The sequence below is a fragment of the Amycolatopsis sp. NPDC059235 genome, from assembly GCF_042754125.1.
GTDB lineage: Bacteria > Actinomycetota > Actinomycetes > Mycobacteriales > Pseudonocardiaceae > Amycolatopsis > Amycolatopsis albidoflava.
This window is the reverse complement of record NZ_JBHZAG010000047.1, coordinates 59,728-75,087: the sequence shown is the minus strand read 5'-3', so window position 1 is coordinate 75,087 and position 15,360 is coordinate 59,728. Positions and strand designations below refer to the sequence as shown.

14 protein-coding genes are annotated in these 15,360 nt (G+C 69.3%); 8 read left to right on the top strand and 6 right to left on the bottom strand.

Translation table 11 applies throughout. The features are described 5' to 3' along the window. Nucleotides 1-256: 256 nt before the first annotated feature. Genes ACFXI3_RS27345 through ACFXI3_RS27335 form a run of 3 tightly spaced genes read left to right on the top strand, consistent with a single transcriptional unit; the run spans nt 257 to nt 3,511 of the window. Nucleotides 257-850 carry an XRE family transcriptional regulator gene (locus tag ACFXI3_RS27345; protein ID WP_350539832.1) on the top strand — a complete coding sequence of 198 codons (594 nt, stop codon included), beginning with the start codon at nt 257-259 and terminating at the stop codon, nt 848-850. A gap of 49 nt (nt 851-899) precedes the next feature. Further along, nucleotides 900-2,378 carry a peptide MFS transporter gene (locus ACFXI3_RS27340; RefSeq protein ID WP_378403235.1) on the top strand — a complete coding sequence of 493 codons (1,479 nt, stop codon included), beginning with the start codon at nt 900-902 and terminating at the stop codon, nt 2,376-2,378. Nucleotides 2,379-2,413: 35 nt separating this feature from the next. Next, nucleotides 2,414-3,511, top strand: a complete 1,098-nt coding sequence (locus ACFXI3_RS27335; protein WP_378403234.1) for an NAD(P)/FAD-dependent oxidoreductase — start codon at nt 2,414-2,416, stop codon at nt 3,509-3,511. Between the two features lie 42 nt (nt 3,512-3,553). Here ACFXI3_RS27335 and ACFXI3_RS27330 read toward each other — a convergent pair whose 3' ends face one another. The 4 genes from ACFXI3_RS27330 to ACFXI3_RS27315 all read right to left on the bottom strand — a co-directional run bounded on the left by ACFXI3_RS27330 (nt 3,554) and on the right by ACFXI3_RS27315 (nt 7,425). Next, nucleotides 3,554-3,973, bottom strand: coding sequence for an SRPBCC family protein (locus tag ACFXI3_RS27330; protein ID WP_378403233.1), 420 nt, complete (start codon nt 3,971-3,973; stop codon nt 3,554-3,556). A gap of 15 nt (nt 3,974-3,988) precedes the next feature. After that, entirely contained in the window at nt 3,989-5,005 is a 1,017-nt protein-coding gene (locus tag ACFXI3_RS27325) for an aldo/keto reductase (RefSeq protein WP_378403232.1), read from the bottom strand. Between the two features lie 375 nt (nt 5,006-5,380). Then, a complete protein-coding gene (locus ACFXI3_RS27320) occupies nt 5,381-6,439 on the bottom strand; it encodes a M20 family metallopeptidase (protein ID WP_378403231.1) in 1,059 nt (352 codons plus the stop codon). Further along, nucleotides 6,436-7,425, bottom strand: a complete 990-nt coding sequence (locus ACFXI3_RS27315) for a LacI family DNA-binding transcriptional regulator (RefSeq protein WP_378403230.1) — start codon at nt 7,423-7,425, stop codon at nt 6,436-6,438. The genes ACFXI3_RS27320 and ACFXI3_RS27315 overlap by 4 nt, the downstream gene beginning before the upstream one ends. A gap of 113 nt (nt 7,426-7,538) precedes the next feature. Between ACFXI3_RS27315 and ACFXI3_RS27310 the strand changes: the two genes are divergently transcribed. From ACFXI3_RS27310 to ACFXI3_RS27295, 4 genes are read left to right on the top strand one after another with little or no spacing between them, the layout of a single operon-like run. Next, nucleotides 7,539-8,291 carry a glutamine amidotransferase gene (locus ACFXI3_RS27310; protein WP_344284437.1) on the top strand — a complete coding sequence of 251 codons (753 nt, stop codon included), beginning with the start codon at nt 7,539-7,541 and terminating at the stop codon, nt 8,289-8,291. 31 nt (nt 8,292-8,322) lie between these two features. Continuing rightward, on the top strand, nt 8,323-9,318 hold the full coding sequence (locus ACFXI3_RS27305) for a DMT family transporter (protein WP_344284440.1): 996 nt from the start codon (nt 8,323-8,325) through the stop codon (nt 9,316-9,318). Beyond that, the gene (locus ACFXI3_RS27300; RefSeq protein ID WP_378403229.1) at nt 9,311-10,345 is read left to right on the top strand and encodes a phosphotriesterase; all 1,035 of its coding nucleotides are present in this window, start codon (nt 9,311-9,313) and stop codon (nt 10,343-10,345) included. The genes ACFXI3_RS27305 and ACFXI3_RS27300 overlap by 8 nt, the downstream gene beginning before the upstream one ends. Then, nucleotides 10,342-11,259: a ribokinase gene (locus tag ACFXI3_RS27295; protein ID WP_378403228.1), complete on the top strand. Its 918-nt coding sequence runs from the start codon at nt 10,342-10,344 to the stop codon at nt 11,257-11,259. The genes ACFXI3_RS27300 and ACFXI3_RS27295 overlap by 4 nt, the downstream gene beginning before the upstream one ends. Nucleotides 11,260-11,298: 39 nt before the next feature. Here the strand turns inward: ACFXI3_RS27295 and ACFXI3_RS27290 are convergent, their stop codons facing one another. Further along, on the bottom strand, nt 11,299-11,880 hold the full coding sequence (locus tag ACFXI3_RS27290; protein ID WP_378403226.1) for a hypothetical protein: 582 nt from the start codon (nt 11,878-11,880) through the stop codon (nt 11,299-11,301). A gap of 175 nt (nt 11,881-12,055) precedes the next feature. Here ACFXI3_RS27290 and ACFXI3_RS27285 point away from each other — a divergent pair, with 175 nt between their 5' ends. After that, nucleotides 12,056-13,030 carry an ArsR/SmtB family transcription factor gene (locus ACFXI3_RS27285; protein ID WP_378403224.1) on the top strand — a complete coding sequence of 325 codons (975 nt, stop codon included), beginning with the start codon at nt 12,056-12,058 and terminating at the stop codon, nt 13,028-13,030. 426 nt (nt 13,031-13,456) lie between these two features. On the opposite strand, the gene ACFXI3_RS27280 is transcribed toward ACFXI3_RS27285, so the two are convergent. Further along, on the bottom strand, nt 13,457-15,349 hold the full coding sequence (locus tag ACFXI3_RS27280; protein ID WP_378403222.1) for a putative Ig domain-containing protein: 1,893 nt from the start codon (nt 15,347-15,349) through the stop codon (nt 13,457-13,459). Nucleotides 15,350-15,360 lie beyond the last annotated feature (11 nt).

Below are 15,360 nucleotides of genomic sequence, written 5' to 3'. Positions count from 1 at the left end.
ATAGACTGTTTTGTTTGCCCTTCCGGCGGGGGGGTGTTTGACACGGCGGAAACTTTGCTTTCACACCCACCCCCAGACCGCAGAGGAGGCTTCGTATCGGGGTTGGGGGAGGGGCTGGGTGCCTCGATGGTTTGGTGCTTCGGTGCGGGATTTTCTTGGCTGGTAAGGGAAATTCTGTGATTGGCCCTCTTGTTTAGTATTGACTGGCTCTGTTTTGCCCTACTAAACTCGTGGCAGACGGAAGGAGACCTGAGCTGTGGTGGAGAGTGATCCGGCCCTTCAGGTTGGGGCGGCGATCAAGCGGGTTCGGTCTTCGCGGGGCATGACGTTGCGCGAGTTGGCTGAGCGTTGCGGGCTTTCGCCTGGGTTTCTCTCGTTGGCTGAGCGTGGCGTCAATGCGATTTCGTTGACCTCGTTGTTCGCGATTGCTGGTGCTCTTGAGGTGGACGCGGTCGAGTTGCTCGGGGCGGCCGGGCAGCGGAGGCGGGCCGAGTATGCGGTCAGCCGGCGTGATGATGTGCGGGCTGCTCGGGTGGTGATGGGTGAGCGGGAGCATCGGGTGCTCACCGCTGAGCTGCCGGATCAGCGTCTTGAGGTGCTGGCCACCAAGATTCAGCCGACCAGTGATTCGTCGCCGGTTACTCAGCATGACGGCGAGGAATTCTGTTACGTGCTGAGCGGTGAGCTGACTTTCCTGCTGCCGGACGAGTCTGTCGTTCTCGCGGCGGGGGATTCGATTCACTTCAAATCCGCGACTCCGCACGCGGTGCACAACCAGGGCGACACGGTCGCCGAGGTGTTGTGGACTGTCGACCGCCCGTTGTTGCGGCGGCCGGGCGCTTCCTGCTGATCAGCTTCTTCTTTCGTCGTTCCCAGCGCCATTTTATCGAAAGGCGGCTATGAACGAGCAGACAATGACGTCCGCACGTGATCGACGGTTTTTCGGGCATCCTCGCGGGTTGGCGACATTATTCTTCGTGGAGATGTGGGAGCGGTTCTCCTATTACGGGATGTCCGCGATTCTCCTTTACTACTTGTACGATCGGACTTCCGCGGGCGGGCTCGGGCTCGACAAGGCGACCTCCTCGGCGCTCGTGTCGATTTACGGTGCGCTGGTGTTCATGTCGGGCGTCGGCGGCGGGTGGCTGGCCGACCGGGTGCTCGGCATGCGGCGTGCGGTGCAGGTCGGCGGGGCGCTGATCATGTGCGGGCATCTGGCGCTCGCGGTGCCGGGCGGGTTGCCCGCGCTGTTGGTGTCGATGGTGCTGATCGTCGCCGGCACCGGGTTGTTGAAGCCCAATGTGTCCAGTTTGGTCGGTGAGCTCTATTCGATGGAGGACAACCGGCGCGACGCGGGCTTTTCCGTATTCTACATGGGAATCAACCTCGGGGCGTTCCTCGCGCCGTACCTCGTGGGGACGTTGGGGCAGAAGGTCGGCTATCACCTCGGGTTCGGGCTCGCCGCGGTGGGGATGGCGGCCGGGTTGCTGGTGTTCGCTCGCGGGCGGCGGCAACTGGGCGACGCCGGGGAGGCGCCGACGAATCCGCTTCGGGACGGCGAGCGGCGGCGGGTCGCGGTTCGGGCCGGGATCGGGATTGTCGTGCTGGCAGTGCTCGTCGGGGCGCTCGGGATCGCGGGGGCGCTGACTGTTCGCACGTTGATCAACACGGTGACGGTGCTGGCGGTGGTGTTGCCGGCGGCGTACCTGGCGATGATGTTGCGCAGCCCTCGGACGGATGCGGTCGAGCGGTCTCGGTTGATCGCGTATATTCCGCTGTTCCTCGGCGCGGTGTGTTATTGGGTGGTGAATGAGCAGACCAGTTCGGTGCTGGCGCAATTCGCGGACAAGCGGACGGATTTGGAGATTCTCGGGTTCTCGGTGCCGTCCTCGTGGTTCCAGTCGCTCAACCCGATCGCGACGCTCGTGCTGGCTCCGACATTCGCCTGGCTGTGGATCAAGCTGGGGGACCGGCAGCCCGCGACGCCGCGGAAGTTCGCGCTCGGGTTGTTGCTGGGCGGCGCGTCTTTTGTGCTGATGGCTGGGCCGGGGTTGTTGCACGGGGTCGAGGCGCCGGCGAGTCCGTGGTGGCTGGTCGCGAGTTACTTTGTGGTGATCTGCGGGTCGATGTGCTTGTCGCCGGTAGGGCTTTCCGCGACGACGAAGCTTGCGCCGCGGGCGTTTCTTGCCCAGATGATGAGTTTGTGGTTCCTGGCGTCCGCGGCGGCGAGCGGGATCAATGCGCAACTGGTGCAGTTGTACAGCGCGGACACGGAGATCGGCTACTTCGCCGGCGTCGGCGCTTCGGTGATGGCGGCGGGTGTCGTGTTGCTGCTGCTCGCGCCGTGGGTGCAGCGGCGGATGAGCGGTGTGCGGTGAGCGGAAGACAGACAGCAGCGAAGGAGCGGGGCGAAATGCGTGTGGTCGTGGTCGGCGGCGGGATTGTCGGTGCGGCAGCCGGGTATGAGCTGGTTCGGGCCGGAGTGGACACGGTGCTGGTCGACGGTGCGGCCAGTGGCCGGGCGACGTCGGCGGGGGCGGGCATCATCTGTCCGTGGTCGTCCGCTGTGGACGATCCGGACTGGTACCGGATGGCGGCCGGCGGGGCGGAGCACTACGAGGGATTGCGGGCGGCGCTGGCCGAGGACGGGGAGACGGAGCTCGGCTACCGGCGGGTCGGTTCGCTGCGGCTGGTCTCCGAAGACGAAGCGGCGCAAGCGTTTCAGCGGGTAGCGGATCGGGCGAGGGAAGCGCCGCTGGCCGGGGACGTCGAGCTGATCGACGCTCGCCAGGCTCAGGAACTGTTCCCGCCGCTCGCGCACGACGGTCCGGCGATCCACATCCCAGGCGCGGCCCGGCTGGACGGGCGGCTGGTCCGCGACGCGCTGCGGCGGGCCGCGGTGCGGCGCGGGGCGCGGATCGCGGAAGGCACGGCGTCGATCGTCGCGGACGGAGCGGTTCGCGGGGTGCTGGTCGGCGAGGAGTTCATCGGCGCGGACGCGGTGATCGCGGCGGCGGGGGCGTGGTCGCCCGCGTTGCTGGGCCCGCTCGGGGTCGAGGTCCGGGTCGAGCCGCAGCGCGGGCAGATCGTCCATCTTCGGTTGCCGGGGACGGAAACCTCGCGGTGGCCGGTCGTGCTGCCCCAGTCGCGCCACTACCTGCTCGCCTTCGACGATTCGCGGATCGTGGTCGGCGCGACGCGGGAGGACGGGGCCGGCTTCGACAACCGGGTCACGGCGGCCGGGTTGGCGGAGGTGCTGGGCGAGGCGCTCGCGGTGGCGCCGGGGCTGGCGGACGCGACGTATGTGGAGACCCGGGTCGGCTTCCGGCCCGCGGGACCGGATATCCGGCCGCTGCTCGGTGCGGTGCCGCAGGTGAAGGGGCTGGTGGTGGCCAACGGGCTTGGCGCGTCGGGGCTGACGATGGGGCCGTACGCGGGTTCGATCGCGGCTCGGGTGGCGCGGGAAGCCGACCCGGGGATCGAGCTGAAGGCTTACGACCCGTTGCGGTGACAGGGATGCGCGCCGACCGGGACAATCCCGGTCGGCGCGTCGTCAGGCTGCGAGCGTCTGGTACAGCGCGTCGAGGCCGTCGCGGTAGATGCCGGTGAACAGGTCGGCCGCTTCCTCGTCGGTGATGCCGTCGGGGGTGAAGCTGCCGGACCACTGCACCTCGGCCGCGTTGTCCTGGCCGGGGACGGCGTGGACGCGCAGCGTCGAGAGGTAGCCGGTGACCGGGAACGGCGCTTCGAGGATGGCGTAGGTGTAATGGCGTTCGGTGTCGCTGAATCCCACCAGACGCTCGACGATGGTTTCGCCCTCCGGGTTGGTGAGCCGCCGGGTGCGGCCGCCGTCGAGCGCGGTGCTCTCCGGGATGTAGGGGAGCCACTCGGGCAGGGAGGCGAATCCGCCGATGAGGTCCCAGACCTGCTGGGGCGAGGCGGGCACGGTGCGGCTGACTGAGGTGGATGCCATGGTGGTGCTCCGGTTTCAGGCGTGGTCGGGAAGCGGTGCGGCGGGGTGGACGAGACCGGCGGCGCGCAGGTCGTGCCAGAACTCGGCCGGGACGTTTTCGGCCAGCGCGGCGGTGTCCTCGGCGATGCGGCTGGGCCGGGTGGCCCCGGGAATCGCGGAGGCGGCGACCGGATGTGCGAGCGAGAACTGCAGCGCGGCGGCCTTGATGCTGATGCCGTGCCGCGCGACGAGTGCCTTGAGCCGCTCGACGCGCTCGAGGATTTCCGGCGGGGCCTGCTGGTACTCGAAGTGAGTGCCGCCGGCGAGGACGCCGGAGCTGTACGGTCCGCCGATCACCATGCTGACGTTGTGCTCCCGCGCCATCGGCAGCAGCCGCTGGAGGGCGTGCTCGTGGTCGAGGAGCGTGTAACGCCCGGCGAGCAGGAAACCGTCCGGCCGGGGCTCGTCGAGGTCGAGGGTCAGCTCGATCGGCTCGGTCTTGTTGACGCCGAGCCCCCACGCCTTGATGACGCCCTCGTCGCGCAGCCGCGACAGCACGCGGAACGCTCCGGTGCGGGCCTCCTCGACCTTCCGCAGCCAGAGGTCGCCGTGGAAGTCCTTGGCGATGTCGTGCACCCAGACGATGTCGAGCCGGTCGGTGCCGAGCCGTTTCAGACTGTCCTCAATGGAGCGTTCGGTCGCGTCGGCGGTCCACTCGTGGAGGAGCTTGTTGGGGTTGCCGTGCTCGAACAGGCCGCCCTTCTCGCCCAGCTCGTCCGCGGCATCCTGGTGCTCGTGCTCGTCGAGAACGACGCGCCCCACCTTGGTCGACAGGACATAGGAATCGCGCGGCTTGCCCGCCAGCACCTGGCCGAGCCGCGACTCCGCCAGCCCGGCCCCGTAGAACGGCGCGGTGTCGAAGTAGCGGATGCCCTGTTCCCAGGCGGCCTCGACGGTCGCGAGGGCTTCGTCCTCGGGAATGGCGCGGAACATGTTCCCGAGAGGAGCGGTCCCGAACCCGAGCCGGCCGGGGAGAATGTGGGTGAGCGACATGGGTTTTCTTCTCTCTCGCGTACTGCTTGACGTGTTCGCGGCTGGGTTGTCTCAGCCGGTTACATGCGTTGACAATAGTTGCACGCGCTGGGTATGGCAAAGAGAAGTGTGCCGGGTCACCGGTGCGGGTGGAACGGAGTGGTCCCTCGCCTGGTCAGCGGAAGTCTTCGGCGGCGGCGCGCAGGGCTGGGTGATCGATGCGTTCGAGGATGCCGGTCACGGGGAGTCTGGTGGCGCTTGCGGCGAGCGGTCGGCTGCTCCTGAGCGAGGCTGTCGCGGTCGCGCAATCCGGTGTTGGGATGCGCGGAATCCCCGCCTCGTCTCCGTGCGGCGCGGTCCGGTCAGTGAGTCCACATAGGACTTTCGCGGGGTTGTTCAGCGCGCGGCGGACAACACCAGCTCGCGGTAGTTGCGCAACGCCTGCCGCCACGACTCCAGTTCCAGCTTCTCGTTCGCCGCGTGCATCTGCCGGGGATCTCCCGGACCCCAGATCACGATCGGCGCACTGCCCACCGACCCGGCCAAGGCCGAGGCGTCCGTGAAATACGTGGCGGCAGGGGCGGCGGCTTGATCGGCGAGCTCGTCCGGCACCCGTGCGGTCCGAACCGCGGGCAGGTCGAGATCCACCTCGGCACTGATCGCCGGATCGAGCGCGGAGGCCCAAGCGATCACCGGCGCGCCACCGTCCACAGTGCGCACGTCCAGCGTCAGAACAGCCGACGCGGGAACGATATTCGTCGCGGTCCCGCCCTCGAACGTGCCGACGTTGACGGTTTCCTCGCCCAGATAGTCCTCTGTGGACAACGGGAGGGAATCGAGCGCGCCAAGGGTCCGGCCGGCGAGAAGCTGGATCGCGTTGCGTCCGAGCTGGGGCGTGGACCCGTGTGCGGCTTTGCCCGTCGCGGCGAGACGCAGCCACGTGGCTCCTCGATGCCCGAGCGAGACGCGGTTCTGCGTCGCCTCCGGGACCACGACGATCCGCGGCGTCAGATCCAGCGAAGCCGAAGCCTCCGCCGCACCCCGGCAGCCGATCTCTTCGTCGCTGGTGATGAGGACTTGCGCGTCGGCACCGGCTTCCGCGGCGTTGCGCAACGCGGCCAAGGCGGCGACCAGCCCGCCTTTCATGTCGACGCTGCCACGGCCGTGCAGGAACTCCTCATCGACGTCCGCGGAGAACGGGGCGCGCTCCCACAGGTCGGGGGAGCCGACCGGGACGGTGTCGATGTGGCACACGAACAGCGCCCCGTCGCCCGAACCGGTGCCGAGCAGCACCCACGGCCGACCTGTGGCGGAGCGCTGCAGCACGCGTACGCCCGTGGTCGCGGTGGCGTAGGAGACGGCCAGCTCCTGCGCGGTTGCCTGCGCGGCGCTGTCCCCGGAGGTGGTGTCCTGGCGCAGCAGGTCGCGCAACAGTGCGAGGGCTTCGTCGGTCATGCGGAGTACTCCCGGGTCGATTCGCGGACGACGAGCTGCATGGAGAGCACGTGGTCCGCGGGGCTGGTGCCGGCCGCGAGGCGGGTGATCTCGTCGACCGCCTTGCGCGCCATCTGCTCGGTCGGCTGCGCGACCGTGGTCAGCCGCGGCGACGTCCATTCGCCGAGGGTGATTCCGTCGCAGCCGATCACCGACAGGTCTCCCGGCACCGAGACCCCCGCGCGGCGGGCGGCTTCGAGCAGGCCGACCGCGGCGATGTCGCTGGCGGTGAACACGGCGGTCGGCGAGGCGCCGGCCCGGGCCATGTGCGCGAAGAAGTTCATGCCGAAAGCCGAGCTGAAGGTGCCACGCACGATCATCGATTCGTCGGCCTCGATCCCGTGCGCCTTCAGGGCCGCCCGGTATCCGGCCTCGCGCTGGTCGGCCGTCCGCAGTCCGGCCGGGCCGCCGACGTGGGCGATGAGCCGGTGGCCCTGGGAGATCAGGTGGGTGGTCGCCTGGTACGCGCCGCCGAAGCTGTTCGCGGTGACGTGCGCGATCCGCGGCCCGGCGGCCTCGACGTACTCGTCGAGGAAGACCACCGGGAAGTCGCCGGCCAGCCGGTTCGCGAAGGCCTCGTTGGTGGTGTTCATCCCCAGATAGATCAGCCCGCCCACGTCCGGCACCCGCATCAGGCGTTCGACGCTCGCGCGCTCCCGCGACGGCGACGACCCGGTGAGGGCGGTGAACACGTCGATGCCGTCCGCCGCCGCGGCGTCGGCCACCGCGTCCGCCAGCGTGGAGAAATACGGGTTGTCCAGCGACGGGACGACCAGGCCGAGGCTGAGCCCGGTCACCTGTTTCTGCACGGGCGGATGCCCTTCGGCGGACAGCGCGGCGTCGATGCGCCGGGCTGTCTCGGAGGCGACATGGAGCTCCCCCCGGACATACCTCGACACCGTCGACACGGCCACTCCGGCCTCTCGGGCCACCTTCGCCAGCGACATCCGGCTCCTCCCCGTTCGAGCGTTGACGGCGACTGCGACCGCATCCTATATTGGCGTTGTTGCGCTATGTTGCGCAACACGCGCTAAGCACTTTCGCCCCGAAGGAGTCGTCGATGGTCAAGGTCCTGCTAGCCGGGGAGTCGTGGGTCAGTGCGACGATCGACCACAAGGGATACGACCCGTTCGCGCACACGCAGGTGGAGATCGGGTGCGAGCGGCTGCTGGCGGCGCTGGCGGCGGAAGGGGTCGAGGTGACTCACCTGCGCTCGCACGACGTGGCCGAGAAGTTCCCGCAGACGCTGGCGGAACTCGAGGCCTACGACGTCGTCCTGCTCTCCGACGTCGGCTCCAACACCCTGCTGCTGCACCCGGACACGTTCACCCGCGGCCGTCCGGCTCCCAACCGGCTCAAGCTCTTGCGGGAGTGGGTCCAGGGCGGCGGCGGCCTGATGATGGCCGGCGGCTACCTGAGCTTCCAGGGCTTCGAGGGCAAGGCCAACTACCACCGGACGCCGATCGAGGAGATCCTCCCGGTCGACATCGACCCGTTCGACGACCGCGTCGAGACTCCGGAGGGCGTCCGCGCGCAGGTCGTGCGGTCGGGCCACCCCGTGGTCGCCGGTCTCGACCAGGAGTGGCCGATCCTGCTGGGCTACCAGCACACCACGCTGAAGCCGGACGCCGAACTGCTCGCCACCGTCGAGGGCGACGTCATGCTGGCCGCCCGCCAGGTCGGGCAGGGCCGCACCCTCGCCTTCACTTCGGACATCTCCCCGCACTGGGCTCCGGAGGAGTTCATGAGCTGGAACGGCTACGGCAAGCTCTTCGCGCAGGCGCTGACCTGGCTTGCCGGACGCGAAATCTGAGCCGCGCGCACTCAGGATCAAGGAGGATTCGATGAGTACGTCACCCACCCGCCGCGCGACCTCGGCCGTCGTACTGACGATCGCGACCGTCTTCGCCGGAATGCTCGGCCCGTTGCAGTCGCTGGTCAACGGACATCTCGGCACCGCGCTCGGCGACGGGCACGCCGCCGCGCTGGTGTCCTTCGGCACCGGTCTCGTGCTGATGCTGATCATCGTGCTGGCGCGCGCCCGGACGCGTGCCGCGTTCTTCCGGCTGCCGGGTCAACTCGTGCGCGGCGAGATCCCGCGGTGGAACTTCTTCGCAGGCCTGTGCGGTGCGGTGATCGTGCTCTCCGAAGGCGTCACGGTCGGCTTCCTCGGGGTGGCGATCTTCCAGACCTCGCTGATCTCCGGCATGGTCATCTCCGGCGTGGTGTGCGACCGGCTCGGCATCGGCGTCCCGTTCAAGCAGGCGATGAGCGCGCCGCGCGTCGCCGGGGCGATCCTGGCCATCTGCGCCACGGTGCTGGTCGTTTCCCCGAACTGGTCGGCCCCGCACATGATCGCGCTGGCGATCATGCCGTTCGTCGGCGGTCTGCTCGCCGGCTGGCAGCCCGCGGGCAACTCGGAGATCGGCCTGCTGTCCGGCTCGATGTTCATCTCCATCACCTGGAACTTCCTCATCGGCTTCGTGGCGCTCGGCCTCGTGTACGTGGTGCGGATGGCGACCGCGGGCGCGCACTTCGCCTTGCCGGGCACGTGGTGGATGTACTTCGGCGGGCCGCTCGGCCTCCTGTCGATCGCGCTGATGGCCTTGCTGGTGCGCGGTTTGGGACTTCTGCTGCTGGGTCTGGCATCCACCGCAGGCCAGCTCATCGGGTCGCTGCTGCTCGAAATCGTGGCTCCCGCAGCGGGTTCCAGCCTGCATCTGGTCACCGTCCTCGGTGCCGGAGTGGCGCTGGCGGCCGCGGCGATCGCGATGATCCCGTCCCGGCACACCGCCGAACCGGCAGTTCTTGCCCAGCCAGCCGAGGTGCATCGTGGCTGAGGTGCGCGGCGTCCTCGGTGCGGTCGACGCCGCGGACCTCGGGCTGGTGCTGCCGCACGAGCACCTCTTCAACGACCTGTCGTCCGCGGTCGCCGAGCCCTCCTACGCCTCCACGCGGCGGCTGGTCGAGGCGGAAGTGGGGCCAGGCTGGCAGTTCCTGCTTCGCCAGGATCCCTACTGCTGCGCCGACAACGTGGCGGCGAAGGATCACGCGAGCGTCGTACGCGAGGTGGCCGCGTTCGCCGCGGCCGGCGGCGGCACGGTTGTCGACGCCACCGGCAGCGCCGCGATCGGCCGGGATCCGCGAGCGCTGGCGGCGGTGGCGGAGGCAACCGGGGTCAACGTCGTCATGGGCACCGGTGCGTACCTGGAGAAGTTCGAGGGCGAGCGCATCACCGCGGTCACCGTCGAAGCGCAGACCGCGCGCATTCTCTCGGAGCTGGACGAGGGCGTCGGCGAAACGGGAATCCGGGCCGGGGTCATCGGCGAGGTCGGCGTCTCTCCGCTGTTCACCGACGGGGAGCGGGCTTCCTTGCGTGCCGCGGCCCTCGCGCAGGCGGAGCGGCCGGGCGTCGGGCTCAACATCCACATGCCGGGCTGGCAGCGTCGCGGGCCCGAGGTGCTCGACCTGGTGCTGGAGGAATGCGGTGCGGTGCCGGGGAAAGTGGCGCTGGCGCACAGCGATCCGTCCGGCGACGATCCGGGCTACCAGCGCGAGCTTCTCGAACGCGGCGTGCTGCTGGAGTTCGACATGATCGGCCTCGACATTTCGTTCCCCGGCGAAGGCGTCGCCCCGACGGTCGCCCAGACCGCTCGCGCGGTGGCGCGGTGGGTGCACGAGGGCTTCGGGGAGCAGATCATGGTGTCGCACGACCTGTTCCTGAAGCAGATGTGGACGCACAACGGCGGGAACGGGCTCGTGTTCGTGCCGACGATCTTCGCCGATCTGCTCGAAGCCGAGGGCGTGGCGGCCGACGCCGTGGCCCGGCTGATGCGGGACGTCCCGGCTCGATGGCTGGCCGCATGAGCCCAGCGGTAGCGGTCGTCGCGTCGCTCAACGTCGACCACATCGTCCAGGCCCCGCACATCCCGGAGCCGGGGGAGACCCTGATGGGGTTCTCGACGAGCCGGGAGCTGGGCGGAAAAGGCGGCAACCAAGCGGTCGCCGCCGCCCGGCTCGGCGCGGAAGTCGCGGTGATCGGGTGTGTCGGCCAGGACGAGGACGGCGACGAATACCGGGAAGCCCTGCTCGCGGAGGGCGTGGACGTCGCGCACCTGCGCAGGTCCGCGCTGCCGACCGGGCGGGCGGCGATCACCGTCGACGCGGAGGGGGTCAACTCGATCGTCGTCGTGGCCGGGGCGAACGCCGACATTCCGGCTGCGGCGGCCGAAGCGGCGATCGGCGAATTGCCGGGGCTTCGGGTTGTCGTGGGCCAGTTGGAGGCGGCGGTCGACGCGACGGAACGCGCGTTCGCGGCTGCTCGTCGGCGTGGCGTGCTGACGGTGCTCAACACCGCGCCCGTTGACGACCTAGCCGGGAAGCTGCTGCCGCTCAGCGATGTGGTGGTGGCGAACGAAATCGAGTTCCAGCAGCTCACCGGCCAGGACCCGGTCGACGGGCTGCGGCGCGGCAGTGCCGAACTGTTCGCCGCGGGATGCCGGTGGGTGATCGTGACGCTCGGGGCCGAGGGATGCGCGGTCCTCGACGCGTCGTCGTCCGCGCATATCCCCGCGGTTGCCGTACGGGCCGTGGACACCACTGCCGCCGGAGATTCGTTCGTCGGCGCGCTGGCCGCGCGGCTCGCGGAAATCCCCGGCGAGCCGACGACCGCGGACGTGGTGGCAGCGTGCGGTTTTGCGGCCAAAGTCGCCGCCGTCGTCGTGACGCGGCACGGAGCGCATCCTTCCCTGCCGACCTTGGCCGAGGTCCTCGACGCGTGACCCGGCGGCGGCATCCTCGCCGGATGCCGCCGCCGTCAGTCAGCAGTCGTTCGAGATGTACCACACGGGATGCCAGTTCCCGTGCGGCTGGGCGTAGTACGCCTTCGGCGAGGTGGACAGGTAGGTGTATCCCTTGCCCCAGAACGAGGTCGTGTAGTGGTGCGTCTGGTTGTTCATCCAGGACCCGCCGCTGTTGAAGCCGTTCGGGATTTCGTAGAAATCGCCGCAGGCCGCGTGCGTGAATCCCTTTCCTTCGTAGTTCGCTTCCTTCCAGCCGCAGAACGCGCCGTAGGAACAGAGTTCGTACGGAGTGCGCGGGTCGTTGCCGTTCGACCCGTCGCCGAACGCGTGCGCGTACTTATCGCCGGGCAAAGGGTAAGTGATGACTGAATTGTCGCCCGTAACGATTTGATTAGGCGCGACCTGTCTGCCGTGCAGCGTCGCCAGGTCCCGGTCGATCTCGCCTTGCAACGCGGCGGTCTGCTGGGCAGTGAACCCCGCGGACCGCAGTTGCGCGGCAAAGCCCGCCGGCGTGCTGGCGGGAGACGCGTCCGCCTGCGTCGCCGCGGCGGCAAGCGAAACCAATGCCGCCCCCAGCATCGCGCCGATTTTTACTCGCATGGAAACCCCTCTTCCGCTGGATTTGTCCAGGAGGCCGCGAACGGCGTATTCCGATAGGCCGAATGCGATGCCGCCGCCCGGTGATTTCCCGGCCCCCTGCCGGAAAACCAATATTTGCGCACCCGGACGCGGGGACGCGATGGTTTAAGCTAGAACTCAAAACAAGGGGGTTTCCGTGCTTCGGCTGCGCTGCACGCCCGAGGATCTTCTCCACGTGTCGATCGCCGAACATCCGGCGCCGCTCGGCGAGCTGACCCTCGCGATGCAGATGCTGCAGCGCCGCGACCCGGATCCCGCGTTCGTCCCGTGGCGCGAGCAGATCGCGCGCCAGCTGCCGGCCGAGAGCAGGCGGCTGCTGCAACTGGTCTCGCCCTCCGGCGCGGGCCCGATGTTCCTCGACCCGCCCAGCCGCACCGTGGAAGAGGGGCTGGACCGCGTGCTGTCCACCCCGCGCGCCGAGGTGCGCGCCGAACTGAAGCGGGTATGCGCGATCGACCGGCCGCTGACCTCCTGGACGAAGCGCCTCGCCGAGCAGGACCGCGAGGCGTGGAAGATGCTGGACCAGGCCCTCCGCGCCGGCTACCGGAGGGTCCTCGCCGAACGCTGGCACAGTCTGCGGGCAGGCTTCGACGCCGAAACTGCGTGGCGAGCGAAAATCCTTGCGCGCCAAGGCATCAGTGCGCTGTTCGCCAGCCTCCGCCCGACGCTCCGCTGGAACGGTCTGACCCTGGAAGCGGATTTCCCCCGCCACCTCGACCTGACCCTGCACGGCCACGGCCTAGTCCTGCGGCCCACCCTGCTGTGGTCGGGATACCCGCTGGTGGCGTACTACGCCGACCGGCCAACCACGCTGATCTATCCCGCGCTCACCCCGCTGCCCCTGCTCGCCCCGGCCCGGGCGCCTGACCCGCTGTGCGCCCTGCTCGGCACCACCCGCGCGGGGGCGCTGCGGTCCTTGATCACCGGGCGCACGACTACCGGTCTGGCGCGCGAGCTGTCCGTGTCGGTCGCGGCGGCGTCTTTGCACGCCAAGACTTTGCGGGAGGCGGGCCTGATTGTGTCGCGCCGGGAGGGCAAGGCGGTGTGCCACGAGTGCACTCCGCTCGGGCTCGATCTGCTTGCCGCCGAGCCGCCGCGTACTGGCGGTTGACGTTCCCGGTCGCGCGGATCAGCTGCCCGGGGGACGTCCACGCCGCGAATTCGTCCACTAGCCGCGCCAGGTCGGTCCGCGAGCTGATTTCCCTGTGCTCGTCGCTGTTCGTGTCGTCAAGGATGTTCGCCCGCATCAGCTGCGCTTCGCCGCTCTCCCAGACGATCAATTGACTGAGGAGATGCCGGTGATCGATGGAGATCGACACGGCCCGCCTAGGAGAGCGCAGATCCACAGCGACGGTCATCCCGCGATTTTCGAGCACCTCGCGGCGAGCGGAGATCCACGCGACAGTCTCCTCCACGATCGAAAACGAATCCGTCATGCCGGTCCAGTCCGATCGTCGAGGGGCCTGCCCAACCTTAGCCTCGCGCAGCCGGAAAAGGCCGCCCCGCGTACGGGACGGCCTCTCCTCGTGGTTCAGCTTCAGCTGACGGTCAGCGACGTGTCGTCGAGGCAGAACGACGTCTGCAGGCTCGAGTCCTCGGTGCCGGTGAAGGTCAGCGTCACCGTCTGGCCGGCGTAGGCCGACATGTCAACGGTGTGCAGCTGGTATCCGGTCGCCTGGTTCAGGTTCGAGTACGAGGCCAGCGTGGTCGAACCGGCCTTGACGGTCAGCTTGTCGTAGGCCGTCGAGGTGGTCGTCTCGGCGGTGTCGACGTGCAGGTAGTAGCTGAGCGTGGCGTGGCAGCCGGACGGGATGCTCACCGACTGCGAGACCGTGTCGGTGTGCGCGCTGCCGTAGCCGTCGAGGTAGGCGAGGTACGTGCCGCTGTGCGGGGGTTCGCCGTTCGACGACGTGCTGATCACGCCGCTGGACGCGGTCCACGGGCTGGTGCCGCTCTCGAAGCCGGGGTTGCCCAGCTTCTGCCCGGAGCAGGTGCCGCCGCCGGTCGGGGCGATCGTCCAGCTGAACGTGGTGGAGCCGGTCGCGCCGGAGGAGTCCTTGGCGGTCGCGGTCACCGAGTACGTGCCCGCGGTGGTCGGCGTGCCGGAGATCAGGCCGCCCGAGCTGATCGACAGCCCGGTGGGCAGGCCGCTGGCGGTCCAGGTGTAGCCGCCGCTGCCGCCGGACGCGGACAGCTGCAGGCTCGCCGCGGTGCCGACGACGCCGTTCTGGCTGCCCGGGTTGGCCGCGGTGACGCCGCCGCTCGGGGCGCCCGCGCTGAACGCCGCGGTGCCGTTGGGGGTGCCGAGACCGGTCGGGCCGTCCCAGCCGGGGCCGGCGTTGCACTGCACGGAGGCGGAGCAGCTGCCGTTGCTGCCGGAGGTCACGTCGTTGAGGTTGCCGGTGTGCGAGTACGGGTAGGCGGCGGGGGTGTCGGACGCGCCGGGCGTGCCGGCGAGGGCGTACACGGACGCGATGATCGGGGCGGACGCGCTGGTGCCGCCGTAGACGGCCCAGCCGCTGCCGCCGTAGGTCTGGTACACCGCGACGCCGGTCTGCGGGTCGGCCACGGCCGAGACGTCAGCGGCGGCGCGCTTGCCGCAGCTGGTCGTGACGTTCTGGAACGACGGCTTGGCCACGTAGCCCGAGCAACCGCTTCCCGCGCCGCTCCAAGCGGTTTCGCCCCAGCCGCGTGCGCTGCTGTTGCGGCTCAGCGAGGTGCCGCCGACCGCGGTCACGTACTGCGACGAGGCCGGGTAGCTGATGCCGTAGCCGCTGTCGCCGGTGCTCGCGGTGATCGCGACGCCCGGGTGGTGGAAGTAGCTGGAGTCGGAGGAGGGTTCGGTGCCGTCTTCGCCGCCGCCGTAGCTGTTGGACACGTACTTCGCGCCCATCGACACGGCGGTGTTCACCGCGGTGCCGAGATCGGCCATGCTCGGCTGATTCGCTTCGACGAGCAGAATGTGGCAATTCGGGCAGATCGCCGAAACCATGTCGACGTCGAGCGAGATTTCGCCCGCCCAGCCGGAATCCGCGGCCGGAAGAGGACTGGTTTGCCCGTTTTCGTTCACCTTTTTGAAGCAGCCGTTCGCGGTGGTGCACGCCGGGAGCCCGTAGGTGGAGCGATAGCTCGCGAGGTCCGATTCAGCATTCGGGTCGTCGTTGGAGTCGACGATCGCCACGGTGGCCGACGCGCTGCCCGCGGCGGTGAGGTTGTAGGCGGAACGCAGGTCCGACGGACCGAACCCGCCGGGCAGCGCGCCCGGCGTGAGGAACGCGCGCATGGTGTCGGTCTGGCGCTCGGCGAAACAGGTGACCATGCCGGGCTTCGCCTTCTCGGCGCAGACCCGGGCGGTCGGATGCGCCGCGGCGGGCGACGCCACGGCCGGCAGGGCCAGGGCGGTCAAGGCCAAGGCCGCGAAACCGGCCATGGCAAGGATTC

Excerpts from the sequence above, each read along its gene's own strand:
- ACFXI3_RS27280 (WP_378403222.1), bottom strand. The coding sequence starts at position 15,349 with ATGGCCGGTTTCGCGGCCTTGGCCTTGACCGCCCTGGCCCTGCCGGCC.
- ACFXI3_RS27290 (WP_378403226.1), bottom strand. The coding sequence starts at position 11,880 with ATGCGAGTAAAAATCGGCGCGATGCTGGGGGCGGCATTGGTTTCGCTT.
- ACFXI3_RS27310 (WP_344284437.1), top strand. The coding sequence starts at position 7,539 with ATGGTCAAGGTCCTGCTAGCCGGGGAGTCGTGGGTCAGTGCGACGATC.
- ACFXI3_RS27315 (WP_378403230.1), bottom strand. The coding sequence starts at position 7,425 with ATGTCGCTGGCGAAGGTGGCCCGAGAGGCCGGAGTGGCCGTGTCGACG.
- ACFXI3_RS27330 (WP_378403233.1), bottom strand. The coding sequence starts at position 3,973 with ATGGCATCCACCTCAGTCAGCCGCACCGTGCCCGCCTCGCCCCAGCAG.
- ACFXI3_RS27335 (WP_378403234.1), top strand. The coding sequence starts at position 2,414 with ATGCGTGTGGTCGTGGTCGGCGGCGGGATTGTCGGTGCGGCAGCCGGG.
- ACFXI3_RS27295 (WP_378403228.1), top strand. The coding sequence starts at position 10,342 with ATGAGCCCAGCGGTAGCGGTCGTCGCGTCGCTCAACGTCGACCACATC.
- ACFXI3_RS27325 (WP_378403232.1), bottom strand. The coding sequence starts at position 5,005 with ATGTCGCTCACCCACATTCTCCCCGGCCGGCTCGGGTTCGGGACCGCT.
- ACFXI3_RS27340 (WP_378403235.1), top strand. The coding sequence starts at position 900 with ATGAACGAGCAGACAATGACGTCCGCACGTGATCGACGGTTTTTCGGG.
- ACFXI3_RS27305 (WP_344284440.1), top strand. The coding sequence starts at position 8,323 with ATGAGTACGTCACCCACCCGCCGCGCGACCTCGGCCGTCGTACTGACG.
- ACFXI3_RS27320 (WP_378403231.1), bottom strand. The coding sequence starts at position 6,439 with ATGACCGACGAAGCCCTCGCACTGTTGCGCGACCTGCTGCGCCAGGAC.